The sequence below is a fragment of the Ferrimicrobium sp. genome (assembly GCF_027364955.1).
In the GTDB taxonomy this organism is placed as follows: Bacteria; Actinomycetota; Acidimicrobiia; order Acidimicrobiales; family Acidimicrobiaceae; genus Ferrimicrobium.
The window spans coordinates 178382-203633 of sequence record NZ_DAHXOI010000001.1 but is presented as its reverse complement, the minus strand read 5'-3'; the positions used below and the strand labels follow the sequence as shown (position 1 = coordinate 203633).

General features: G+C 56.9%; 21 protein-coding genes. 10 read left to right on the top strand and 11 right to left on the bottom strand.

What is annotated here, in order from left to right; genetic code table 11:
- Positions 1–37 precede the first annotated feature (37 nt).
- Complete coding sequence (locus M7Q83_RS00915; protein ID WP_298334421.1) at positions 38–649, top strand: hypothetical protein; 612 nt, start codon at positions 38–40, stop codon at positions 647–649.
- The gene (locus M7Q83_RS00910; RefSeq protein ID WP_298334419.1) at positions 646–1413 is read left to right on the top strand and encodes a PIG-L deacetylase family protein; all 768 of its coding nucleotides are present in this window, start codon (positions 646–648) and stop codon (positions 1411–1413) included. The genes M7Q83_RS00915 and M7Q83_RS00910 overlap by 4 nt, the downstream gene beginning before the upstream one ends.
- Before the next feature lie 64 nt (positions 1414–1477).
- On the opposite strand, the gene M7Q83_RS00905 is transcribed toward M7Q83_RS00910, so the two are convergent.
- The 6 genes from M7Q83_RS00905 to M7Q83_RS00880 form a co-directional block, all read right to left on the bottom strand.
- Entirely contained in the window at positions 1478–3025 is a 1548-nt protein-coding gene (locus tag M7Q83_RS00905; RefSeq protein ID WP_298334417.1) for an AMP-binding protein, read from the bottom strand.
- A 69-nt stretch (positions 3026–3094) separates the two neighbouring features.
- A complete protein-coding gene (locus M7Q83_RS00900; RefSeq protein ID WP_298334415.1) occupies positions 3095–3841 on the bottom strand; it encodes an enoyl-CoA hydratase-related protein in 747 nt (248 codons plus the stop codon).
- A 1-nt stretch (position 3842) separates the two neighbouring features.
- Positions 3843–6197: an MMPL family transporter gene (locus M7Q83_RS00895; protein WP_298334413.1), complete on the bottom strand. Its 2355-nt coding sequence runs from the start codon at positions 6195–6197 to the stop codon at positions 3843–3845.
- Positions 6198–6283: 86 nt separating this feature from the next.
- Positions 6284–6799: a MarR family transcriptional regulator gene (locus M7Q83_RS00890; RefSeq protein ID WP_298334411.1), complete on the bottom strand. Its 516-nt coding sequence runs from the start codon at positions 6797–6799 to the stop codon at positions 6284–6286.
- A 182-nt stretch (positions 6800–6981) separates the two neighbouring features.
- A complete protein-coding gene (locus tag M7Q83_RS00885; RefSeq protein ID WP_298334409.1) occupies positions 6982–7395 on the bottom strand; it encodes a pyridoxamine 5'-phosphate oxidase family protein in 414 nt (137 codons plus the stop codon).
- A gap of 21 nt (positions 7396–7416) precedes the next feature.
- Positions 7417–9396 carry a WYL domain-containing protein gene (locus tag M7Q83_RS00880; RefSeq protein WP_298334407.1) on the bottom strand — a complete coding sequence of 660 codons (1980 nt, stop codon included), beginning with the start codon at positions 9394–9396 and terminating at the stop codon, positions 7417–7419.
- Between the two features lie 196 nt (positions 9397–9592).
- Between M7Q83_RS00880 and M7Q83_RS00875 the strand changes: the two genes are divergently transcribed.
- From M7Q83_RS00875 to M7Q83_RS00855, 5 genes are all read left to right on the top strand, one after another.
- Positions 9593–10486 (top strand): cytochrome c oxidase assembly protein, encoded by an 894-nt coding sequence (locus M7Q83_RS00875; RefSeq protein ID WP_298334405.1) that lies wholly within the window; start codon positions 9593–9595, stop codon positions 10484–10486.
- A 67-nt stretch (positions 10487–10553) separates the two neighbouring features.
- Positions 10554–12374 (top strand): translational GTPase TypA, encoded by a 1821-nt coding sequence (gene typA / locus M7Q83_RS00870; RefSeq protein ID WP_298334403.1) that lies wholly within the window; start codon positions 10554–10556, stop codon positions 12372–12374.
- Between the two features lie 79 nt (positions 12375–12453).
- Complete coding sequence (locus tag M7Q83_RS00865; protein WP_298334401.1) at positions 12454–12711, top strand: glutaredoxin domain-containing protein; 258 nt, start codon at positions 12454–12456, stop codon at positions 12709–12711.
- A 50-nt stretch (positions 12712–12761) separates the two neighbouring features.
- A complete protein-coding gene (locus tag M7Q83_RS00860; RefSeq protein WP_298334399.1) occupies positions 12762–13217 on the top strand; it encodes a MaoC family dehydratase in 456 nt (151 codons plus the stop codon).
- A gap of 64 nt (positions 13218–13281) precedes the next feature.
- The gene (locus tag M7Q83_RS00855) at positions 13282–15063 is read left to right on the top strand and encodes an FAD-binding protein (RefSeq protein WP_298334396.1); all 1782 of its coding nucleotides are present in this window, start codon (positions 13282–13284) and stop codon (positions 15061–15063) included.
- Positions 15064–15112: 49 nt separating this feature from the next.
- Here the strand turns inward: M7Q83_RS00855 and M7Q83_RS00850 are convergent, their stop codons facing one another.
- The 5 genes from M7Q83_RS00850 to M7Q83_RS00830 all read right to left on the bottom strand — a co-directional run bounded on the left by M7Q83_RS00850 (position 15113) and on the right by M7Q83_RS00830 (position 20465).
- Complete coding sequence (locus M7Q83_RS00850) at positions 15113–15739, bottom strand: DoxX family protein (RefSeq protein ID WP_298334395.1); 627 nt, start codon at positions 15737–15739, stop codon at positions 15113–15115.
- Between the two features lie 126 nt (positions 15740–15865).
- Positions 15866–16774, bottom strand: coding sequence for a carbamate kinase (gene arcC, locus M7Q83_RS00845; protein ID WP_298334393.1), 909 nt, complete (start codon positions 16772–16774; stop codon positions 15866–15868).
- Positions 16774–17772: an ornithine carbamoyltransferase gene (gene argF / locus M7Q83_RS00840; RefSeq protein ID WP_298334391.1), complete on the bottom strand. Its 999-nt coding sequence runs from the start codon at positions 17770–17772 to the stop codon at positions 16774–16776. The genes arcC and argF overlap by 1 nt, the downstream gene beginning before the upstream one ends.
- A gap of 12 nt (positions 17773–17784) precedes the next feature.
- Positions 17785–19026 (bottom strand): arginine deiminase, encoded by a 1242-nt coding sequence (locus M7Q83_RS00835; protein ID WP_298334389.1) that lies wholly within the window; start codon positions 19024–19026, stop codon positions 17785–17787.
- Positions 19023–20465, bottom strand: a complete 1443-nt coding sequence (locus M7Q83_RS00830) for an amino acid permease (protein WP_298334387.1) — start codon at positions 20463–20465, stop codon at positions 19023–19025. The genes M7Q83_RS00835 and M7Q83_RS00830 overlap by 4 nt, the downstream gene beginning before the upstream one ends.
- A 921-nt stretch (positions 20466–21386) precedes the next feature.
- Here M7Q83_RS00830 and M7Q83_RS00825 point away from each other — a divergent pair.
- The 3 genes from M7Q83_RS00825 to M7Q83_RS00815 all read left to right on the top strand — a co-directional run bounded on the left by M7Q83_RS00825 (position 21387) and on the right by M7Q83_RS00815 (position 25218).
- Entirely contained in the window at positions 21387–21896 is a 510-nt protein-coding gene (locus tag M7Q83_RS00825) for a DUF1269 domain-containing protein (RefSeq protein ID WP_298334385.1), read from the top strand.
- Between the two features lie 519 nt (positions 21897–22415).
- A complete protein-coding gene (locus M7Q83_RS00820) occupies positions 22416–22886 on the top strand; it encodes a universal stress protein (protein ID WP_298334383.1) in 471 nt (156 codons plus the stop codon).
- Positions 22887–22890: 4 nt separating this feature from the next.
- The gene (locus M7Q83_RS00815) at positions 22891–25218 is read left to right on the top strand and encodes a plasma-membrane proton-efflux P-type ATPase (protein WP_298334381.1); all 2328 of its coding nucleotides are present in this window, start codon (positions 22891–22893) and stop codon (positions 25216–25218) included.
- The last annotated feature ends 34 nt before the right edge of the window (positions 25219–25252 follow it).

Genomic DNA, 25252 nt, shown 5'->3' with positions numbered 1-25252 from the left:
TCGTGATGAGTAGCGGCACATGGCTAGGATGATGCCCGTGTCAGAACCCAATGATGTTGCCTTCGTGGTTCTTCAAGGCGATCCTGCGACATCGAAATCGCGGCTGAGCGCTGTCCTTTCTCCAGAGCAACGAACGGTGCTCACCCGTTTCTGCCTGCAACGCATCACCGACCTCACTGAGCCAGACACCCTCTACCTGTTGGCCGCGAACGAACAGGCCGCGAACGAAGGCCTTCGCCTCGACATCACCCCTATCCTCCAACAGGGGGCTGACCTCAACGTCGCCATTCATGCGATCGTCACTTCCTCCGCGCTTGGGGCCTATCGTTGTGTGACTATCTTGCCCAATGACCTACCGTTTCTCACAAGCCTGGAGGCGTACCGGCAGAGGCCAACGGCGAGGGTCTCTCTGGTCACCCCAGACTCTCACCTATCGGGGACCAATCTTCTTCGCGTCCCTACCTCAGTCCAAGACCCCATCTTCGCCTATGGTCAAGACTCGTTTTTCCATCACATCCAAGGTGCAAAAGCTCGGGAGCTCGCTGTTGCAGTCACCCCCTGTCCTTCCGCTTTCGACATCGATACACCAGAGGATCTCATCCTTGCTCGAGAGATCTTCCCTGATTCAGAACTCTGGGACCTCTTATGAACACACAACGTGAGGGATTCGCGACCTACTTTACCACCTCTCCCCAGAGGATCACCAAGGATCTTGAGGTCCCCGCAACGGTCCTCGCCATCGGCGCGCACCCCGATGACATCGAGTTCGGCTGCGGTGCCACCCTCGCCAAATGGGCGGAACGCTCATGCGCCATTCATGTCGCCATTCTGACCGATGGGCGACGTGGTACCTGGAATCCAACACAAGACCTGCTCGCACTGGCGGTCTCACGCCAAGCAGAGGCCCAGTCGGCAGCCTTAGCATTAGGTGCTCAGGCACCCCTCTTCTTTCAACAGATCGATGGAGAGCTCCGCTCCACCTCCGATATCGTTCTTCGTCTCGTAACGCTGCTCCGATCGATCCGCCCCTCGGTCGTCATCACGCATGACCCATGGAAACGCTATCGTCTTCACCCAGATCACCGCGTTACCGGTGAGATCGTAGTCGAAGCGCTCGTACAAGCACGCGACCAGAGCTTCTGGCGAGAACTATCGCTACCGGCATCGCGGCCTGACGCCCTTCTACTCTTTGAGGCAGATATCGAGGACCACAGCGAGACCGTAGAACAACGACACCTCAAGGCCAAGGCTCGGGCTCTGGCGTGCCACCGCAGCCAGTACCCCTCGAGCTATGGCCTCGCACCTGAGACGGCGGACGCAACGGACCACCTCCTGCCTCATCTCATCGAGGCAGCCTCTCAACCTGACAGCGCCCACCTCAGCGAGCGCTTCAAGCTCATCACCGACCTCTAGTAGCGGGAACCTCTGCGCAAAGACGGGAACCCTCGAACCACCAGCTGCGCTAGAGCTACTGGACTCAGTTAACTAGACGGTCCTTGCCCTCCCAATAGGGTGCTCGCAATTTAAATTTCTGCAACTTGCCCGTGGCGGTTCGGGCTAGCTCCTCACGAAACTCGATCGAAGTCGGGCACTTGAAATGCGCTAAACGCTCTCGGCAGAACTCTTGCAACTCCTTCTCGGTTGGATCCGTGCCCTGCTTCGGCACAACCAGAGCCTTCACCGTCTCGCCCCACTTGGCATCAGGCACGCCAATCACCGCTACCTCCGCGACGGCCGGATGCGCAAATAGTGCATCCTCTACTTCGATGGAAGAGACGTTCTCTCCACCGGTGATGATGACGTCTTTCTTCCGATCGAGAATCCGGAGAAATCCATCCCGGTAGACACCACCGTCACCGGTATGGAACCATCCGCCAGCAAGTGCCTTCGCCGTCTCTTCAGGCTGCTCCCAATAGCCTTTGAATACCTGGTTCCCTTGGGCGAGCACCTCACCGTCGACATCTTCAGCGATACGAACGCCAATACTCGGAGTCCCAGCCATTGATAGACGACGCGCGAGCTCCGCCGGCTCCAACGCATCCCACTCCTGTGGCCGACGGTTCACCGTCAGCAGTGGTGAGGTCTCCGTCAAGCCATAGATCTGGATAAATTCCCAGCCCAGCACCTCCTGAATACTCTCGATCGTCCGCGACGGAGGGGGCGCGCCTGCCGCGACCACGCGCATGAGATCGCGCCCTGGGATTTGGCGACCCTCACTGACCCGACGCTCCGCACCCTGCAACGTGGCAGCCCAGACGGCCGGTGCACCACAGGCGATGGTCACACCCTCGTTTTCGACGTTGGCAAGGATGCTCTCCCCATCGATCTTTCGTTGGATCACATGGGTGCCGCCCATACCAGTTACTGCATAGGGCATACCCCAACCGTTGCAGTGGAACATGGGCAGCGTGTGCAAAAGCACATCCCGATCCGTCACCGTCGTGTGCCAACCAAGCGTCGATGCGTTCAGCCAGGCATTTCTATGGGTCATCTGGACCCCTTTAGGACGAGACGTTGTGCCAGAGGTGTAGTTGATCGAACAGGCAAACTCCTCATCACCTGCCCAGACTGGAACCGATGCGCCCTCTGCCAGGGGTGCAAAGAGCTGGGCATCCTCCACGCCGTCAAGGATGATCGACTTCTCGACCTTGACGTTACCGAAGACATCGGCATACTCTGGGTCGATCAAGAGGAGTCGCGTGCCCGAATGGTTGACGATGTACTGTACTTCATCGACGTTCAATCGATAGTTGATCGGCACCAGAATGCGTCCGTAGCCAGAGATACCAAAGTACGAGATCAAGAATTTCCCGGCGTTCGGTGACACGATGCCAATCCGGTCCCCTACCTCATAACCCATCGCCTCGAGCGTGGAAGCCATGCCCTTCACGCGCTGGCCAATCTCACCATAGGTCAACCGGCCCAGCGCACCAGGAACACCAGGATCATCCACCAGCGCCAAACGATCGGGGTATACCTCGACGGCGCGATACAGGAAATCCAAGACGTTGAGTTCAACTTTCATTTGCCCCCCTTTTGATGTGCTAAGCCGTGGTCTACGTCTATGGTAGCACGTCACCTACGATCGCGAAATTCAAAGACCAGTGAATCGGGGACTGCGTCGCTCCGCGAATGCGCGAAGCCCTTCTTGATAGTCTTGGCTCGAGAAGATCGCGATTCGCTCATCCTCGCTTATGCGGCCATCCATGCTCGCCTTCGCCGCTGCGATCGACCGTGGTGCCAGTGTAGCGATTCGCCGCAGCTGGTCCACAACCTCCTCGCTCGAAGCAAAAGTCTGGGTCGCAAGGCCAAGCGCGACGGCATCAACGGCAGTAACTCTCCTCGCCGTTGCGATCAGCTCCAGAGCATTGGCATAGCCTACCCGATCACGCAATCGATGGAGGGCCCCATCGGGATACGCGGTACCAACCTTCGCAGCAGGAATTTGAAATCTGGCGTCTTCCACAGCATAGACAATGTCGCAGGCCACGGCGATGCTGACACCCCCACCCAAGCAGTAACCCTCGACAACGGCCACGACTGGCATAGGCATCTGGCGAGGAATGACGAGCGCGGATTCCGTGCGTTGGTCATAGACAAACGTATCAGCCCCTTGCCGATGATCGCCAAACTCACTCAGATCGGCACCGGCGCAAAAGTTGCCGTTCACCCCTCGGATCGCTACGACCCAGACGTCTCGGTCCTGTGCAAGTGCACCGAGCACCTCCGCCAACCGTTCCCACATCTGAATCGACATCGCGTTCACGCGCTCAGGGTTGTCGATCCAAACCGTCGCAACCTTAGTACCGGCGTCAACCTCTGCAAAGACGTTCCCTTGCACGCTAGGTAAGCTGCCCCTCAGGCTCTCGATTGCTCTCCCCTGTCGCGGAGAGCGACGACGTTTGTTGACCGCCGTGCCGATGTGGCGAATCCGGGTCTGGCTCTACGTCGCTAAGCTTCGAAGGCCACCAGCTCCAACGACCGAGCAGCACCACCGCTGAGGGAACTAAGAGCGTCCTCACCAAAAAAGTATCCATCAAGATACCCAACGCCAGCGAAATCCCGATCTCCTCGACCTCTGCCTGACCTGCTGATGCAAGACCCAGGACAAGGAAGGTGCCTGCGAGCACCATGCCGGCCGAGGTCACTGCCGGCCCGGTTGCACCGATTGCGGCAACCACTGCCTCGCGGATGGTGTGATGATGAGACTCCTCCCGTATTCGGGTCATCACCAGGATGTTGTAGTCCTCTCCGAGTGCTAACAGGAAGAGGAAGAGCATGAACGGCAAAATGAAGATCAGACCGCTGTGACTGCCGATTTTCATAAAGAGTAGCACCGCGACACCCAAGGCGGCGAAGAAAGAGAGTCCGACACTCACGACAAGAAACACAGGAGCTACGACGGAGCGGAGAACGAGGGCCAACAAAATAGCGATGATCAAGATCACGAGCGGAACAATATGGACAAGATCGTGATTCGAGGCCGACGAGACATCGTAGGAAGCCGGTGCCTCGCCGGCAACACCCGACTTCGTTGCCCCGACTTGCTTGGCCAACGTGGTCGTGAAAGACCGAATCGCCGGTACCGCATTGATCGCAGGATTTTGGCCTGGCGATCCCGCCGTAAGGGTCGTCTCAAACAACACCTCGTCACCATTACTGCTGATATAGTTACCGGTCGCCCGGTACAGCTGATACACCCCAGCTGGAACGAGATGACCGGTGCTCACCTGGGGAAGCGTCGATGCGGGTCCAAGAAGGGCGTGGAGACGCTGGAGCTGAGCAACCGGAAGAGCAACTCCGGCGGGGTTGAGTGCCCCATCGACTTGTGTAAAGAGCGAGGAGTGCGAGATATCGGTATCCAAGGTCTCTAACGTGCCAATATGGTTCCAGATTGGAGAGGAGAAACGAAAGATTAACTCAGTGGGGTTAAAGGATGCCTTTGGGAAGTAACGGGTAAGGTCCTGGTTCCCATAATAGGCGTTGGTGCCAGTAGGAGCCGCGGCGTTGCTTGCGAACCCTGAGGGACGATTCAGCGGGGCGAAGAAGGCAAGAACACCGAAAAAGGCAACTCCAATCAAGAGTGTGACCACCGGGCGCATCACCAGGCGACCTGCTATCCTGCCCCACAGCCCATACTTGGCCTCCTGTCGCTTCTCCGACTTACGTCGTGGCCAGAACGCAGCCTTACCAAAGATAGCCAGTAGTGCAGGCTGAAGGGTCAGACCGGCAAGGAGCATCAAGAACACAGCGATAGCGAGGGGATAACCGAGCCCTCGGTAGAAGCCAAAGGTAGCGGTGATGAGCATAAGGACCGCTGCGATCACGGTGAGAGCCGAGAAGGTAATCGACTCTCCGACCTTAGAGAGGGCAAACTCAACTGCCTCCTGTGGAGAACGCCCACGGTTGAGCTCTTCCCGGGTTCGGAACACAAGGAAGAGTCCATAGTCGGTCCCCGCACCCAACACGAGGACGATCATGAGTAGCTGGGTGACGCTAGAGACCTGATAGTGCAGGACCGAGGTCAACCGGGCCACCACCGGTCCAGCTAACAACGTGACGATGAGCGCAGGCAAAAGAGTCAAGAAGGGCGCCAGCACCGAGCGGAAAACAATGAAGAGAAGCACGAGAATGAACAGTACCGAGAAGCCCTGCGTGGCACTTGCACTCGAATTATTCTGGTCAGCCTGAGCGACCGCTGTCGCCACCGTCCCGGCTAAATGAATCTGAAGATCAGCCGGAGCAGGGTTGCTCTGCAGCTTGGCCTGCAGGTCGTTGACGAGGGATTTGATGCCCAAATCGTTGAACTGTGAGGTCGAAGAAACGACCTCGATCTGCTCTGCCTTACCATTGGCCGAGATCGCCGCCACATTCGACTTGACCACACTCGGCACGGACTTCAACGTCTGTGACAGGCTATTGAGATACGTGGTGTCGGCTGTCGTGAGTGCGGCGTGCGGATTATCCGCGACAACGACAACCGTCGAGTCCGTGCTCTTTTGAAACACATCGGCTAACTGTGCTGCTTTGATCGACGGTGAGTTGGTTGGCAGGAAGTTAGAGAAGTTGTTTTGCACCACCGAGCCAATCGAAGGCAAAAACGCGAGCGCAGCTATCAGGCCCGCAATCCATACCACCACGATGGCATACTTGAACCTGACCGCAAAAACACCGAGGCGCTCAAAAAACCGACTCAAAAGAAGCTCCTGTCATAGTGGACGATGTTGCGATACTTGCCAACCGCAAGTGCCCAAACCATATTCCGGTTGATCGTGGGTGCGCCTCACCCATCGAGCGTCATTCCATCGAGCGCTGCAACAAGGTGAGACGACAAAAGATGTGCGAGGCGCTCGAGGTTGTTCCGTTCCTCGGGGGCAAGGGTGTCGAGCGCGTTGATCAGTGGCTGGAACCGTTCGATCAGCACCTCGGTGACGAACCGAACATACTCTGGGCCTGCATGCACCACGGTTCGTCGGTGATCAAGAGGGTCCTCATGGCGTTCCAAAAGACCTATTGCGGCCAGTTGTGAGACGATCAAAGAGATGCTTGCAAGGCTCATTCTCAGCTGTTCTGCCAGTTCGCTCACGGTAACCTCTCCCACCAAGAGAATTTGCATCAACACTTGCATGTGGCGAGGGGTAATCGACACGCCCTGGACTTGACAGCTGCCGGCTCGCGCCTTGATCGTCCTCACGACCGGCATCATGGCGAGGATAAGCGATACCGCATCACGCAACTGCTCATGCCCCGCAGGACTGCCAGCCGTAGCATCCGCTGCCCCTGTCTTCACTAGCTCCATGGTCTTCCTCTGGTCACGCGCGCCGTATCACCCGCTATCAAAACACAATCACCCTAAAAACCAATCACTGTAAACTGTTTATACCTGGTAAGCATAGAACCATGACTCGCCTCCAGCCACCCCGTCGTCTCCAGCCAATTCTTAGCTCGCGATCAGCAAGAAAACCAAGTCCCGCTTTTCGATCACCGCAACGAGAGACCACCAAGCGTACGTTCGACGTTCAGATAGATCACGACTCTGTCGGCTGCTTCCGCAGGGAATCGCTGATACTTAGCGTAAAAAGCGGGCAAGCAACGCTCCACTTCATCTCCATCATCCACGACTGTCGCAACCCCAAGCATGGCAAAGTACTTCGCACCCTCGATCAAGGTGATGGTCGCCGTTGATCGATTCTCCAGATTGACCACCTTTTGGCTCCTCCGTCGCGAAAACACCGCAATGCATTCTCGGCTTTCTAACCAAAAGGGATTCACAAGGACCGTGTGCACTGCCCCCTTTGGAGTGATCGTCGCGAGTAGCCCGTGTCGCGTGCTTGCGATCGCCTGCACAACCTCAGTTCTCTCCAATGAACCGCCTCGACCTTCCTGAACCGCCACCAAACCACCTCAACTGCATCGTCACAACTCGGACCGCTCCGTCGTTGAGGAGACCCACTCCTCAACCATCGTCAAGATAACAGATGCGCGGTGACGAAGGCTGGCTAGTACCGAGGCCGGAATGACACCACTCGTTCCGGGGCCGATTGCCAACAAAAGACGCACCAACCATTCATCACGGAACCGGTAGACAACATAGCCATTCCCCTCTCGGTCAAAGATACCCTGGGTCAGCGCCTCAAGCTTGGCGAGTTGATCTGGTTCAAGATGCAGCCAAATCGGCGTTCCCGAGGATCGCAGACCCAAAGGATCAAGGCGATCGAGCGAGCGTTGCGCAAGGCGAATGGCGGCAACCTCATGGCATCCGTCAAACTCTATCAACCTAATATTGCGCATCCGATCCAGCCGAAAGTGACGCTGCTGACCATCGGAGAGGCCGTAGAGATACCATCGACCCGCCAGCACAAACAGGCTGATGGCGAGTAGGTGTCGATGACTCATGCGGCCTTCGGCATCGGTGTAGTCGAGCTCGACACATTCAGGTTCAGCGATAGCCCGTCGGAGAAGTGCCACCGCTTCCGGTGGGTCATCAGAGTTCGCCACCTCTCCTGATCGCAATAGTTGTCCTCGAATAGCATACCGGAGCTTCTCTGAAGCGCGCTGGAGTTCGGGAACCTCCCCATCCATGATGCTCGTCACCGCCTCGAGTGTCGCGAGGACGGTCATCGCCTCGACCACATCGATCCGCTGACTTCGACCGAGACCAGTATCAACAGAGACCTCGACAAGATCAAACTCCTCGTCGACCACCACGTCCAAGAGCACGTCGGGGCTGTAGGGCGGCAGTCCTGCCAGCGAAGCAGTCTCCAAGAGCTCCACCACCTCACTCGGCTCCAAGCCAGAGACATCGGCCAAGTTCACGATCGTCGCCGACCCGCCATTGACCCGCAGATACGAGAGTAGGCCCTGGACCGCGAGAAAGCGATCCTCCAGGGTACGGTTCACGCGACTAGGCTGTCGTGAGTTCGCCCGCGGTGCCATGGCCTGGACCTCACCGGCGACCAATCCCACATCCAGCGAGGCCCAGACGGCCCGGACTTGCTGCACAAAGCGCTCACGAATCTCGGCAGGGGCCACCGGGATCACCGGATACGACTCCATCAGTAGGTCGGAGAGGAGAGCGCCAACATTTGAGACCTCGACACGCCCATATACCAACGCTTGGGCATCTAGCACCAGACCTTCGGTGGTCATGATCGGAGCATCTCCAACGAGCGTGGCACCAAGGGACGCAAGCTGCGCTGGCGATCCAACCAGCATGACGGCAACCCTTTGGTCAACCTCTAGCAGCCACGGATGTTCGGGCAATGCAGACCGGAGATCGGCAGGTCTGAGGTGTTCGTCAAGGGGGCCAAGGAGGTAAGGAGGTTCGATGCGGTCAGTGCGAAAGCTCTTTTGGTGTCCTCCCTCATCGGCGACCAGATAGGCGTGTCCCCAACGCATGAGCACCCCAAAGGGGAAGACATCACGCTCGCGACCACGATAGAAGAAGCGCACACGCCGTGACTCCGCGATAGCCCGACCGAGATCGGGGTTGAGATGGGCGAGTTCTCCCATTCCCCAGACGATTGGAGCTGCCTGTCGATACAGCAAGCCGAGACGGGTTTCAAAATGTCGACCGTGCTGGCCGACGAAGACGGCACAACCAAGTGCCGCCTCAAGCGCTGCCCATTCAGCCCGAGTAAGATCGAGGTCAAACTGAATATCCTCAGCGTCAATCTGATAACCAACCTGGGACCGACCGGGCAATGTCACGGTCCGAAGGGGGATGCCAATCTCACGCAAGCTTGCCTTGGCTCGTTCAAAGGCGCGTGCACGAGCACTGGGCGACTCAGGAAACCCCGGCACGAGATCGGTGATCATCTCTTGGGTCAGCGGTTCGTGCGTCGTGCTCAGGAGTTCAAAGAGATTGACCAGCCTGATCAAGGGGTCGGAGGCCATCCGCACCAGCCTTTCTGCGTCAAAATTCCCGCCGCCGTTTGGCATCCCAACATCGGCGCTTCCTCCCTACCCATCGATCCGGCACGACGATGAAACGTCGAAGTTCTCGTTCGCCACAACATCAGCCTAAACTTACGGGGTAACCCTTAGGTAAGGGACCCTTGCAAAAGGGATGTGTGTCGCTGGGAGGAATGAGGTGCTAGGCACCGTCACGGGCGAAGCCGTACTTCGCATCACCCCTCCATACGGAGGGGCTATTGTCCTCTTGCTTGGAGGACTCTTTTACTATTGGCTGATCCCCAAGATAGCGAGTCGGCTGAGCAACTCACCGCTCCATGTTCGACTTCGTGACGCAGTGACTCCACGACAACACGCGCTGTTCCTGAGCGGCCTCGTTCTACTCGCACTGATGGAGAGTTGGCCCTCGCTTGAGCTTGCCCGCTACGTCTCGAGCCTCGCCTACCTCACGCACAACATGCTGATTGAGCTGGTCGCCGTTCCTCTCCTACTCCTTGGCATTCCCCATTGGTTGTTCCACCGACTGACAGAGACTCCCTTAGTGGATGCCCTCCTCGAGTTACTCACCTCACCGATCCTGACCACGATTCTCTATACCGCCCTCTTCGTCCTCTCTATGCTTGCGGTCATCGTCGAGGCGCAAGCCACTTCGCTGATCGTCTACGTCTATCTGCAAGTGGCCTTTGTGGTCATCGGGGCGCTCATGTGGATTCCTGCCCTCAGGCTCAATCCGGGAACACGCAAGCTCTCGACCGGTGGGCGAGTGTTGTATCTGTTCGCACAAAGCCTTCTCCCCACATTCCCCGCTTTTGTACTCATCTTCTCCCACCACTCCTTCTACCCAATTTTTGCCACCAACATCCATCTCATCTTCGGCGTATCAGAGGTCGGGGACCAGCAGTTGGCTGGAGCAATACCGAAGCTCATCGACTTCGGGATTCTCTGGACCGTCGCTGTCGCTATAATGGTTAGGGCGCAAAAGCAAGAGGATCTGGGTGCAGACCCGGAGCCGATCACCTGGCTCGATGTCGAGCGTGAGTTCAAAAGAACTCAGAAGAACACCGGCGCCTAGATCATCGTCCGACCCATTCCACCATGCCCGAGACCGACACGCCCAATTAAGAGGAGTATTCACCACAGTGCCCAACGAGTTACGTAACGTTGCTATCATCGCCCACGTCGACCACGGAAAGACAACCCTTGTCGACAAACTCCTTCGTCAATCGGGAGCATTCCGGGAGAACCAAGCCATCGAGGATCGCATTATGGACTCGATGGATCTAGAACGAGAAAAGGGCATCACGATTCTTGCCAAGAATACCTCGGTATTCTTCGAGGATTACAAGATCAATCTCGTGGACACGCCAGGGCACGCTGACTTCGGCGGCGAAGTGGAGCGGGCGCTCTTCATGGTCGACGGAGTGCTGATGTTGGTAGATGCTGCAGAGGGTCCGCTACCGCAGACCCGTTTCGTCCTCCGCAAAGCCCTTGAGCGAAAGCTCCCTGTCATCGTGGTCATCAACAAAGTTGACCGTCCGGACTCGCGTCCAAGCGAGGTGTTGGACGAGATCTTGGGGCTCTTTATCGAACTCGGTGCCGATGAAGACCAGATCGAGTTCCCGGTCATCTACGCATCGGCGAAGCAAGGAGTGGCCGGCCTCGCGGCAGATCAACTCGAGGAGGATTTGACCCCCTTGTTTCGGGCCATCATCGAGACCATTCCCGCCCCTCTTGCCCTACCAGACGCTCCGTTGCAGGCCCAGGTCACCAACCTCGATGCATCTCCATATCTCGGTAGACTCGCTATCTGCCGCGTCTTTGCCGGTTCGTTGAAGCGCGGAGCTAACGTCACGCGCATCCACATCGACGGGACACAGACGCGGATACGACTGGGTGAGTTGTTCATTACTCACTACCTGGAACGCATCGCCGTTGACGAGGTTGCCGCGGGTGAGCTCGCCATCGTCGCTGGGCTTGAGGACGTCAATATCGGCGAGACAATCGCTGACTCTGAGGCACCCAGTGCACTGCCACCACTCACCATCGAAGAGCCAGCCATCTCAATGACGATTGGCGTCAACACCTCACCCTTGGCAGGCAAGGAAGGTAAAAAACTCACCGCTCGTTTGATCAGCTCACGACTCGCACAGGAGACCATCGGAAATGTTGCGATCAAAGTCGTCCCAACTGAGCGCAACGACACCTTTGAGGTGCAGGGCAGAGGGGAACTCGCACTCGCAGTCCTGATCGAGCTCATGCGTCGAGAAGGCTTTGAACTGACCGTTTCAAAACCAAAAGCACTCACCATGCTGGTCGATGGCCAAATCTTTGAACCATTCGAGTTGCTTGAGGTCGACGTACCCGACGAGTACTTTGGCTCACTCACGCAGATCGTCTCAATGCGGCGAGCGACACTCGACTCGATGCACCAAATGGCATCTGGGTGGATGCGTGCAAGTTACCTGATCCCGTCTCGAGGGCTCCTCGGTATCCGTAGTGAACTCCTCTCCGCGACCCGGGGCAGCGCAATCATCCATCACACCTTTGAGAAGTGGGGACCAGTAGTTGGCGAGATAAAGCCAAGAAGTCAGGGAAGTCTGGTATCAGACCGCACTGGCGTAGCAATGACCTACGCCCTTTTAAACCTGCAAGAACGTGGCGAACTCTTCGTCTCTCCCCAGGATCAGGTCTACGAGGGTATGGTCATCGGGATCAACGCAAGACCTGGGGACATGGACGTGAACCCCACCAAAGAGAAGAAGCTCACCAACGTCCGCTCTTCGACGGCAGATGAACTCGTCCGCCTCGTCCCGCCCATTCCCCTCACGCTCGAATCAGCTCTCGAACTCATCACCGATGACGAGTGCGTCGAGGTGACGCCTACGCAAGTGCGGGTACGAAAGGTTATCCTGGAGGGTGCCGCACGCGCAAAGGCGAGACGACCGGGGCAATCATCTTAAGCGAACAACTGAGTCCATGACAGTAAGCAATGAACTACCGACGAAGCCCTCGCGCTCCGCTCGAAGGAGGTAATGAGCAATGGCCCTCGTAGTATACGGCGCCGACTGGTGTCCAGATTGCAGGCGTTCCAAGGAGCTCTTGTTGCAAACGGGAACGGCCTTCACCTGGATAGATACCGATGCTGATGAGGCTGGCAAAGCACACATCCGCGAACTTCAGGGTGGTGAGCCCCACATCCCCACGATCGTCTTCGAGGATGGTAGTTTTCTCGTTGAACCCACCGATCAGGAACTCGCTGCAAAGCTTGGGGTTCTTCTCCCTCCTCAGCAAGACTAGCGACGTCTCACGCCAGCCCCCCTCCTCTCGAGCTGGTTAGACTAGAGCACATGGCGACACACTTCTTTGAGGACTACACCATTGGTGACGAAGTTCGCTATGGCCCCATTGCGGTCGACGAAGAAGAGATGATCACGTTCGCGCGCCAGTGGGATCCACAGCCATTTCATATCGATGCACAAGCGGCACAACAGAGCATCTATGGAGGAATCATCGCTAGCGGTTGGTTCACCTGTGTCTTGGCGATGAGAGAGCTCGTCGCCAATTACCTGTCACCCGAATCTAGCCTCGGTTCGCCGGGTCTTGACAGCCTACAGTGGCTTGCGCCAGTACGAGCTGGCGATCAACTGTGGCTCCACTGTGGCGTCGTCGACGCAAGGCCATCACGCACCAAGTCTGATCGAGGCATCATCAAGACCAAAATCGAGATGAGTCTCGAAGGCGAGTCACCGGTTCTCTCGATGATAGCTACCAACTTCGTACTACGACGCGGCCACTCACGATAACTTCACCACCATCGACTGACAAGACGTTAAACGCATGACATCCCGGCCAGAAGGAGCTGTATCGATGAATGGACTGCGTATCCTCGTTGCGATCAAGCAGGTGACCCAGGCAGATTTTGCCGACTTTGATGCCTCAGGCAGGATGCTCCGACCCCCCGAAGATCAGGGATTGAATCCTTTTTGTCGGCGAGCTATCGCCACTGGAGTGACGCTTGCCAACCAACACGGAGGCACCTGCTCGGTAGTCAGCATGGGGCCGCCATCGGCGACTCAGATTCTACGAGAGGCACTTGCCGTCGGGGCACACGACGCATATCTTCTCAGCGATCCGCGTTTTGCTGGTTCTGACGCGTTAGCGACAGCGGAGGTACTCGCCCGATTCATTCAAACGCGGTCACATCCCTACGACCTCATTCTGACTGGCCGTTTTGCGATCGACGCAAACACCGGTCTCGTAGGAGTTCAATTGGCCGAATTGCTCGGCGTGCCCTATGCAGGGGCTGCCAAGCAGCTCGATCTCCACGACGACTCCCTATTGCTGAGCACCGAACTCGATGATGGCGTCCGGTCGATACGCGTCACCCTTCCTGCCGTAGTCGCCGTCGCCGAACGCATCTGTGCACCAGCTAAGGCGTCCCCTGAGGCAATCGAAGCGGTCTCCGTTACGGCCATCCAACGGCTCGATGCCGACAACCTGGGATTTGCCCACGGAAGTCCCAGCTCAAGAACACGAGTGAATCGCATCCAGCATGTATCACTGCAACGATTGAATATTGTCATCGACGGGGCAACCGAACTCGATAAGGCACTCGCGTTGCTCGGCGACCGACTGCTTGCGACCGATCAATCACCGACTCCCAAACCAACTACAACTTTATCACTCGCACGCGTGGCCTATCTCTGTGACCCAGATCAGCCAGCACTCAATGAGCAGCTGGTCACTTACCTGCTCAATGGATGTGCATCAAACGACGCTCAACTCACGGTTCTCTCATTCGCCACCACTCCCCAGACGACGCCACACGCGTTGCTCGGTGCTCATCACCTCATTGACCTCAGCGGAAGCCGACTGGAGGACGATCTCGCACCAGTCATCGCTGCGTGGCTGCAAAATCACCCACAGCAACTGGTGGTGGCACCGGCGACCTCCTATGGCCGAGAACTCGGTGGCCGCCTTGGTGCGACCCTTAATGCCGGCGTCCTCACCGATCTGGACCAATTGACCATCACCGAACCTCCCACCATCACCGGCTGGAAGTCTGTTGGGTCGGTGGCCTCCGTCGCCGAGGTCTCAACGACCACTACGATAGGCATCGCGCTGTTGCGCCCTCGGGGAGTATCCCCCGTCGACCGGCTTGTTCACACCGAACCCACGCGATCCGCACTCACCGTCCCCGAACGAGGCCGCGTCTCCCTCACTGGTTCCCCCGAAACCCAGGACGTCGCTCAATTCGCGAATGCACCGCTCGTCTTGGCCGTTGGTGCCGGCGTCGCGAACGACGAACTCGCCGACATTTACCAACTGGCAGCCACCGTTAACGCAGAGTTAGGCTGTACAAGAAAGATTGCCGACCGCGGAGTGCTGCCACGATCACGCCAGATAGGCATCACTGGACGCTCCATCTCGCCACGGCTCTACATCGGGGTGGGAACGCGTGGGAGCCACAACCATCTGACTGGCGTGAGCGAGGCCGGGACAACGGTGAACCTGACACAGTCACCTCCTCTGGGCGACCCAGGAGTGGATCTCACCATCATCGGAGACTGGCACCAAACGCTTCCCCCAATCATTGCCCATCTGCGGTCCCTCTTAGAACGCTATACACCAACTCCCCCTCGTAGATGAGGGGGAGTTGGTGTGTGCCTTGGGGATGTGGATTACGGTTTGTGGGTCTTCAGTTGGTTGAGTCTCGACTGATTGGGTCTTGAGTTGGGAGAGCACGTTGGTGCTGCCATGGGGTTCCCATCCGTGGAAGCAGGTAACGGTCAAGTCCTAGCCACCCAGCGTTCCTCCAGGCCAGTACGATGCCGATGCCAAGGATGATAAAGACGGGGTTCGTTGAGACAGCACCGGAAAAGACATAGGTGAAGTTCAATGCAAGGCCAAAGAAGGCAGCGATTGCACTAAAGGCACCAAGAACCAAGGCGATCCCGATCACCAACTCTGCGATCGCATCGACGCGTGCTACCAACAGATAGTGTGGGAGCACCCCATGACGCAGTATCGCGACCCACCAGCCATAGGAGACCTGTGCATGGGGTCCCTTGGACTCAGCGATAGCACCAAGGGTAAAGCCCTTGACACCAAGGCCACTCCTCCAGAACGCCGCCGACTCTGCTCCCCAGAGCTTGGAGGCACCTGCGTTAATCCACTCATAGCCCAACCAGAGCCGTACGATCAGCCAGATCCATGAGGCGGCCTTGCTGGCAAAGAGCCAACGAGCCGCTCGTGGCTCCTCGATATTGGTGACATCGACCGTCTTGGTTGGTGTCGTTGTCTGATGATGCATGAACTTGGTCATGATCACTCCTTCCACTCCCTGGCCCACCCGGGCTTCACCTACTCGTTTTAGGGATCGAACGGGGCAATACCCAGTGGCCTTGGACACAGCAAGGGCGGGACTTAGGGCCTTGGTGAGGAGGCACCCTCAGCCTGAGATGATCATGGTTCCCTTCTCACCAGCGAGAAGCGTATCAGCATCCTCAAGCGCGCCGACGACGGCCCTACGGCCAGTGTGTCGCACAAACTCCTCGGCGGCACGGACTTTTGGGCCCATCGATCCAGCCGCGAAGTCCAACCCCGCAAGCTGGGTAAGTGATAGCCTTCGATAGGCTGTGGCATGTTCCGTTCCATAGTCACGATAAATCGCATTGACGTCGGTAAGGATCATCAACACATCCGCCTCCAACGCGATGGCCAACTTTGCACTGGTGAGATCCTTGTCGATGACCGCCTCAACTCCAAGCAATCCTCCCTGGGGTCCCTCCATGACAGGGATCCCGCCCCCACCGGCGCAGATGACGGTGAGGCCCATCGATAGCAAGCCCTCGATCACCGGCAGCTCGACGATGCGCAGCGGATAGGGAGAGGGAACCACCCGCCGCCAAGCATCACCGTCACGTTTGACCTCCCACCCAAATTCTGAGGCCAGTCTTCTCGCCTCTTCAGCGTCATAGGTCCTACCCACAAACTTGGTGGGGTCGGTGAAGGCCGCATCGTTCGGATCGATCACCACCCTAGTGATCAAGGTACAGGTACCCGAGGCTCCAGCGGTGCTGTCAAGGTCGTTACTAATCCAATAGCCGATCATCCCCTGGGTCTGTGCACCAAGAACGTCGAGTGGGTAGGGAGAGCTGAGCGAGGAATCCTCCTGACTCTCAAGCGCCAATAACCCCACCTGCGGGCCGTTGCCGTGGGTAATGACGAGCTGGTTGCCGACGCGCAATCTTCCGAGCGAGACAGCAGCCTCCTCAACGTGATGCGACTGGGTGGTCGCATCAGGTCGCTCGCCGCGCCGAAGCAACGCGTTGCCTCCTAGCGCTACCACCAGCCGCATCAATGACCACGCAGCGAAGCCAGCATCAACGCCTTGATGGTGTGGAGCCGATTCTCAGCCTGATCAAAGACGATGGAAGCCTGAGAGGAGAAGACCTCGTCGGTCACCTCCACCCCATCGGTGCCCACAAGCTTGGACAGGCGGGCGCCTGTCGCCGAATGCTGGTCATGCAACGAAGGAAGACAATGCATAAACTTGACCTCTGGGTTATGGGTCGCGCGTATCATGGCTTCGTTCACTTGATACTCCCGGAGAAGGTCAATGCGTTCTTTCCATGCCTCCTCAGGCTCACCCATGGATAACCAGACATCGGTGTAGAGAAAGTCAGTCCCGTGCAGTCCCCACTCGATATTTTCCGTCATGACCAGTCGCGCACCGGAGTTCTCGGCCAATTGCTTGGCGAGGAGCACAGAGGTGTCCTCAAGTGTGAGCTCCTTTGGGCTCACAATCCTGATCTCGAAACCCAACAGAGCACCTGTCACCAGCAACGAGCGTGCAGTGTTATTGCGCCCATCGCCGACGTAGGTCAACACAACGCGCCCGAACTCTTTGGTGGTATGTTCCGTCATGGTCAGCACATCTGCGAGCATCTGCGTGGGATGCCACCTATCAGTCAGGCCATTCCACACCGGCACGTCAGCCGCCTGATCTAACCTCTCGACACTCTCTTGTGTGAACCCTCGAAACTCGATTCCATCGTACATTCGGCTGAGGACCTTTCCCGTGTCCGCTGGCGACTCTTCGACTCCGAGATGACTCTCACCAGGACCGATGTAGACAGGATGTGCACCCTGGTCAAGGGCAGCGACTTCGAATGCCGATCGCGTTCGAGTAGAGGGTTTCTCGAAGATCAGCGCGATCTTTTTGCCGACAAGCTCTGGCACCTCGACACCGTTTTGCTTCGCGTGCTTCAAGGTGGTGGCCAACTTGACGAGGTAGAAAAACTCGTTCGCCTTTAGATCATCGACCTTGACCAAGCTACGACCATATAAATTCATCTTCGGACTCCCTTAGCTCTCTACCGCATCACGCTCAACAGGACAAGCCATGCAACGCGGACCGCCACGCCCCCTTCCAAGCTCGCTCCCTGCGATCGTGATCACCTCAATCCCACTCCTACGCAACATGGTATTTGTCGCGACGTTTCGCTCATAGCCCATGACCACACCCGGCGCCACTGCCAGGTAGTTGTTCCCATCATCCCACTGTTCACGCTCTGCCGCTCGGACATCCTCATCGCTCCTCAAGATACGGAGACGGTCAACCTCTAGTAACTCTGCCAGCGTCGCCCAAAGATCGCGGTTCTCGTGAATGACTGGCCTACCACTCTCGTCAGCTGAGATCGTCCAACTCCGCAGGTGATGGTCGAGATACGGATAGACGACAAAGCAATCATGATCAACCATGGTCATCAAGGTGTCGAGATGCATCGTTGCGTGCGACTTCGGAATCTGTACGGCGACAATCTGCTCCGCCTGACCCGTTGCGAGCAGCCGCGTTGCAAGCTGTTCAACGGCCATCGGAGTCGTTCGCTCTCCCATGCCTACTAGCACCGACCCATGCCCGATCACATGGATATCCCCACCCTCTATTGAGGCGGGTTGATGGTCGCGATCATCGTCGCCGAGGTAGGTGATGAACGTACTCCCCGCAAACACCGGATTGTAGGCATAGACCGCCCGGGTATTGATCGTCTCGCGACGGCGCGCCTCCTTAGCCATCGGGTGGATCGAGACTCCTCCATAGATCCACGCTGAGTTATCGCGCTGAAAGAGATGATTTGGCAGAGGTGGGAGAACAAAATCGTCGTTGCTGAGAGCGCTCAAAACGATACTATGTCGGCGTACTCGCCCAAGATCGCTCTTGAGAATACCACCGATGACCGTGGCCGCTAGCTCCTCTGCGTTCAGTTCCTCGAGAAAATCGCGGACCACCTCGACGAGCACTGATCCGAACCGATCCTCAGTGCAGATATGATCGAGCATAAATGCCCGTCCCTCATCAACCTCGAGCGCCCCGGCAAGAAGGTCGTGAAAGTAGAGAACGTTGATTCCCCGATCACGGAAGGCTTCGGCAAACGCGTCATGCTCTTCCTTCGCTTTTTTCAGCCAGATCACATCGTCAAAGAGCAGTTCGTTGATGTTCTCAGGGCTCAAACGAGCTAGCTCAAGACCAGGGCGGTGAAGAATCACGCTCTGCAGCGTGCCCACCTCTGAGCCAACGTACGGACGAAAATCCCTCTCCTCTTTCATGCTCTCACCTCCTCCTCGCTTCCTTCAGTTATCACGAGATCATCGGTAGCCCCATCCGCGACCTGGCCACGCTTGCCAACGTTCTTGAGCAATCCAAAGAGAGGAACTCCGACAAGTATCAATACCATCGCCTGATATACCGCTGAGTAACCTGAGGCAAAGGTAACCCACATGGAGAAGAGAAACCCGACGATACCGAGTGTCGCATCCCTCCACAACTGCATTTTCTGCAGTGGGCGTCGGCTATGGATCAGGAAATACAACTGCGCCGACGCCGAGAACAGATAGGGGATAGCAACGAGCACCACGCTCAAGTTCACCAAGTAGACAAAGACCGTCAGACCGGATGAGTTGAGATACCGCCACACCAGAAGAACGCTTGGAAGGAACGCCGCGAACAGCACACCAATGCGCGCAGTGTGTTGCGCATCAACTTTTTTGAAGATCGGGAAGAACAGATCATCCTTGGCCATTGCATAGGAGACCTCAGCAGTGACAAGCGTCCAAGTAACGAGAGCCCCAAATCCTGAGATCACTGCCGTCGCCGCGACCGCCTTGCCAACCCATGCCGCATGTCCGAACATTGTCTGGAAGGCGGTGACGAAGGGGGCTCCATCCTTGACGAGTTGCCCATGAGGCACCAATCCCATCACCACCGCACTCACAAGAAGATAGACGATCGCACTCGCCGCCGTCCCAAGTATCGATGCCCTCCCCACATTTCTCTCTGGATTACGAACCCTACGAGCAGTGATTGCGGCGGTTTCGATACCGATGAAGGAGAAAAGTGCTACACCGCTCGCAATGCCGATAGCAGAATAGAGGCTCCCGCCTGAAGCGTTGAATCGACCAAAGTAACTACCATGAATGAAGAACCAGCCAATCACCCCGACGAAGAGTAACGGCATGAAGCGCAACACAACAGTGACATTCTGTACCCACGCCATCGACCGGATACCGGCAATATTGATCGCCGCAGGAATCCAAAGACCGAGCAGTGCGATCACGATGTTATCCCATCGTGTCGGATGCGTCATGCTGAGGAGAGCCTCAACATAGAGTACCCAAGATGCAATAATGGCAGCATTGCCAGCCCACGCTTGAATCCAGTAAGCCCAACCAATAATATAACCCGCGAAATCACCGAAGGCGAAGCGCGAATAGGCGTAGAGACCACCATCCGAGCTCGGTACTTTGCGCGTTAATTGACCGAAAAGGGTAGCCAAGACCATTGCCCCAACAGCAATCGCCGCTAACACAAGAATCGAACTCGTCCCCGCTCCTGCCATGACCGCCGGCATGGTAAATACACCAGCGCCAACGATAGAACCGACAACCACTCCAGTGCTCGAGGTCAGACCCATACCCCGCGGATGGACTCCGCCACCTCCTATCGCTGGATCAACTGGATCAATAGGCTTGTCGACGACTTTGGCCATCCTTCACTCCTCCTCAACATCTGAATCCACTCGTAGCTAGACCGACTCGTAGCTCAACGGAGAACAGATCGCTTCGCGCTGTCCACTTAACGCCTACTATGCGCTATCGCGCGCATTCCCTCATCTTCATCTGCCACCAACCCTTCATGATGGTCCAGCTCACCAACGCTGTTCGTTCTTCTCACTGCCAACCATCCAGTCGGTCATACTAAGGTGGCTCAGAACCAAAGCAAAGAGGCAAAGTACCCTAACCGGGTAGGCCCGAGGGCCCTCGGACAGCTCATTCGTCGCCTACGACTGCGAACATCAACTACCCCATAACCGACCTGGAGATGTCGCCAACCTCCCATCATGATCACCAGCCACAGGCAGGCAACGGTACTGCTGACCTATGCTCATCCCAACAGCATCCTCGACGAAGGTACCATCACCTCAGGGTGACAAGCCCACCATCGCGTGCAAGCGATGGTGATGCCTAGACCACGTGAGAATCGAATGAGCTAACACAAGATCCGTGATCAGCCAACCCAACTCTTCGTCAACTTGGTCACACATTTTGCGGCTCACGGCATCGACCTTCGAATACCGGTAGCTTCATATGGAGCCCATGAAAGGCTTCAGTCGGTCCACTTCTAAGTAGTATCCAACCCTCGCAGAAACATCACAAATCTGCTTCCTTCAACCACCCACACGCGAGGATAGCATCGGTCCAATCGAGCACTTTACTGCCCTGATAGCTCAGATAGTGACTCGCCATAACGGCACCAAGCAAAACAATGAACAATCAACTGTGAGAATACTCAAAACAAATCGGTAACACAACTCCTGGAAACCCAACTACAGTAGAACTGTAGAGGAAGCAGTTAGACTAACTGAGAAGGAAGTTAGAGTGACTAAGAAAGAAAGAGAAGAGGTAACGACATGCCGGATTTGATCTTGCTAAAGTTCGACCATTCATATGACGCCCAAAAGGCGCTCGACGCCGTCCGCGCCCTCGAAGAGTTGCGTTATGCCTGGGTTGACAACGTCGCCGTCGTCGAGAAACACAAGTCAGGCATCACCACGCTTTCAACACCTCACGGCTCCGTCGCTGGCGGTGCCTTCTTGGGTGGACTCGCAGGTATCTTGCTGTTCTGGTGGTTTCCACCGGCGTGGTTCTTCGGCGGTTGGCTCGGGGGGATGGGTGCAGGAGCTGCGATAGGAGAGCTGTGGAAGCGATCAGGCATCGACGAAAAGCTCGTGGCCGAGGTTAAGTCCGAACTCACCCCGGGCACATCAGCACTTCTTCTGGTTGGAGTGTCAGGAGATGCCGATCAGATGACCCGCGCATTTGAACCCTATCACCCATCGAAGGTGATTCGTAACTCCATCACCGAGGAGACAGTCGAGAACCTTCGTCAAGCATTTGAGAAGGCAAACGAGAACTCCTAACTGGCTCGATCAACGACCACAGAGGAGCCTCTTGCCAAGTCGGGCAAGAGGCTCCTCTCCCTGTTCGGACCTAGGGTACCATGGCCCACAGCGTTTAGCGACCAAACCGTTCGACCCTAGTTATGATTGAAGCCTCTAGTCGTGACCGAACCCTAGTCACCCTCGAATTGCATTCCAGCGAGGTTGGCTACCCGAGGTCTTCCGTGAGGCGCACCTCACCACCAGCGAGCAGCTCGGCAGCACAGGAGCCTCACTTTACCGACCACTAGCTCTGTACAAAGCCGATCGTCTCGACGGACTGACAGACATTCGAAGGATTCTGTCTGTGGATGGATGTAGCGAGCCTCGTCGTGCCTTGGATGACAGCTACCCCAACCATGGCTGCTAACAGCGACCGCAATCGGCTTGACTAACGATCACTCAACTGATTCCCTTCTCACTGTAAGCTCGCCCACCATCCCTCGTCTCCTCATCAAGGGACCTTATCCCCTAGTGAAACGGCTTGACCAGCCCTAGGTTGTGAGACAGGGTAACAAGATCGGAGATCCGAACATGGAGACGTCAAGCTTTGACAAAAATGGTGTGGTGTTGGTCGGTTACGACGGATCGGAGTATGCACAGGAGGCGCTCGACTACGCCGCTCAAGAGGCAAAACTACGGGGGGCCAGTGTTGCGATCGCGATCGCCTGGGAGATCGGTGGCTATGACTTCGGCGTAACGGCGGGCACCCTCAAGACACTTTCGCACGCCGCCGAGGCCATCCTTGAGACTGGCGCAGCGTTCATGCGAGACAAGTACCCAGACGTAGCGTTTCAAACGCATCTTTTGGAGGGAGAACCTGCCTACGCGCTCATCGAGCTTGCAAAGGAAGCCGACATGGTGGTGGTAGGGGCACGAGGGAGGGGTGGCTTCTCGGCACTGTTGCTCGGGAGCGTCAGCGATCAGCTTATCCACCATGCCGAAGTTCCCGTACTGGTTGTGAGGCACTGATCGGTTGCCTGAACCTTTCGTACCGGATTCCGAGACTCACGGGCTCACCACCGCCGAGGTCGCACAGCGACGCAAACAGTATGGTCCGAACGCAATCGTCCATCCCAAGGAACATCCTTTTGCTCTATTCTTAAAGAAGTTTTGGGCTCCTGTTCCTTGGATGCTTGAGGTGACTCTCATCTTGGAACTGGCGCTCGGCAAATCGGCCGAGGCCATTGTTATTGCTTTGCTACTCGTGTTGAACTCAGTGCTGTCGTTCTCGCAAGAAAGTCGGGCCAAGAAAGCGTTGGAACTGCTCCAGTCCAAACTGCAGATCACTGCCAGGGTCTTTAGGGATGGATCTTGGCAACAAGTACCGGCCCTCGATCTAGTGCCTGGCGACCTCATCCATCTACGGATCGGCGATCTTGCGCCAGCCGATCTACGAATCGTCGATGGCGAACTGCTGGTTGACCAATCCGCACTGACGGGCGAGTCGCTCCCGGTGGAACATCACTGTGGTGACACGGTCTATTCTGCGTCGATTATCCGACGAGGCGAAGCCTCAGGCGAGGTGACCGCAACGGGCGCGAAGAGTTACTTCGGCAAAACCGCGGACCTCGTGAGGACAGCGGGATCTGCCAGTCACCTTGAAGTGCTGGTGCTCGGCATCGTGAAATGGCTCGTCACCTTCGACATCGTACTCGTCGTCCTCGTACTCGTGGATGCGCTCGTACGAGGAATCACTCTCTCCCACATAGCACCGTTCGCGCTCATCCTCCTCGTCGCCTCGGTTCCAATAGCGCTCCCAGCCACTTTTACGCTCGCCACGGCGGTCGCGGCGATGGAGCTCGTGCGTCGCGGCATCCTTGTCACTCGCCTCGCGGCTATTGAAGAGGCCGCGTCGATGACCGTTCTCTTGAGTGACAAAACTGGCACGCTTACCAAAAATGAACTCAGGGTTCAATCGATCGTCACCTTTGGGGACGCCACCGATGCTGATGTGCTCTTTGCTGCAGCGATGGCATCGGACGCATCCACCCAAGATCCTCTCGATCTTGCCACGCTGGCCAAGGCACAGCAGCTTGGGATCAAACCCGTACCTCGAGCAACCTTTTCTCCCTTCGACCCCGCGACCAAACGTTCTGAGTCAACCTATCTCGATGCGTCGGGATCGGAGCACCACGCCTTGAAGGGTGCCCCTCAGGTGCTCAAGACGCTCATCACGGGGGGTGAAGAACCCTCTACGCTCACGGGAACACTCGTTGATCTTGCACGCAGCGGCTCGAGAGTCCTCGGCATCGCTGGGGGAGTCGCCTCCGACCTCAAATTGCTTGGCTTAATCGCTTTCGCCGATCCGTTACGCGATGATGCGGTAGAGATTCTTCAACAGCTTGCAGGGCTTGGCATCACCGTCAAAATGGTCACTGGCGATACCCCGGAGACGGCAGCTTCGATCGCAACGCAACTTGGCCTATCAGGCAAAGTCTGTTCACCCGATAACAGTGAGTCAACTTGTGCGGTCTATGCGGGGGTTTTCCCAGAGGACAAGTACAAGCTGGTCGCAGCGCATCAGACGCAACGAGCGATCGTTGGCATGACTGGAGACGGGGTCAACGACGCGCCCGCATTACGTCAGGCCGAGGTTGGGATCGCTGTAGCGACCGCTACCGACGTCGCCAAAGCCTCAGCCAGTCTTGTTCTTACCACTCCAGGTCTTGCCGGTCTGGTTGACGCCATCGATATGGGGCGGGCGGTTTACCAACGTCTGCTCACGTACACGCTCAACAAGATCGTAAAGACCCTCCAAGTGGCCCTCTTTCTCAGTATTGGAGTCCTCGTGCTCGGGAAACTCGTGGTGACACCTCTCCTCATCTTGCTGCTGCTCTTTGCAAACGATCTCGTAACGATGTCACTGGCTAGTGACAACGTCCACCCATCGAAAGACCCCAACCATTGGAGCGTCGCAGCGCTGATGAGGACCAGTGGCATCATCGCGCTCGCATGGCTACTCTTCTCTTTTGCCACCTACGCTTTCGCTAGCTTGGCCGGACTGTCTCAACGGCAACTACAAACCCTCGACTTTGTGGCGCTCGTCTTCTCTGGTCTCGCCAATGTCCTCCTCCTCAGAGAGCGAGGACACCTGTGGGCGTCAAAACCAGGGACCTTCCTCTTGTTAGCATCCGGTGTCGACACGCTCGTCGTCGGTCTTTTCGCGACGACCGGAGTGCTCATGAGCGCAGTACCCGTCGAGGCTGTCATCCTGGTGTTCATCGGAACGCTCATCTGGGTGATCGTCCTCGACTTTGTAAAGGTCAAGCTTGTCACGCATGGTACCGCACTTCTCGCATGAGTTCCCTCGCTGACGTTGAGCACCATCCCCACGC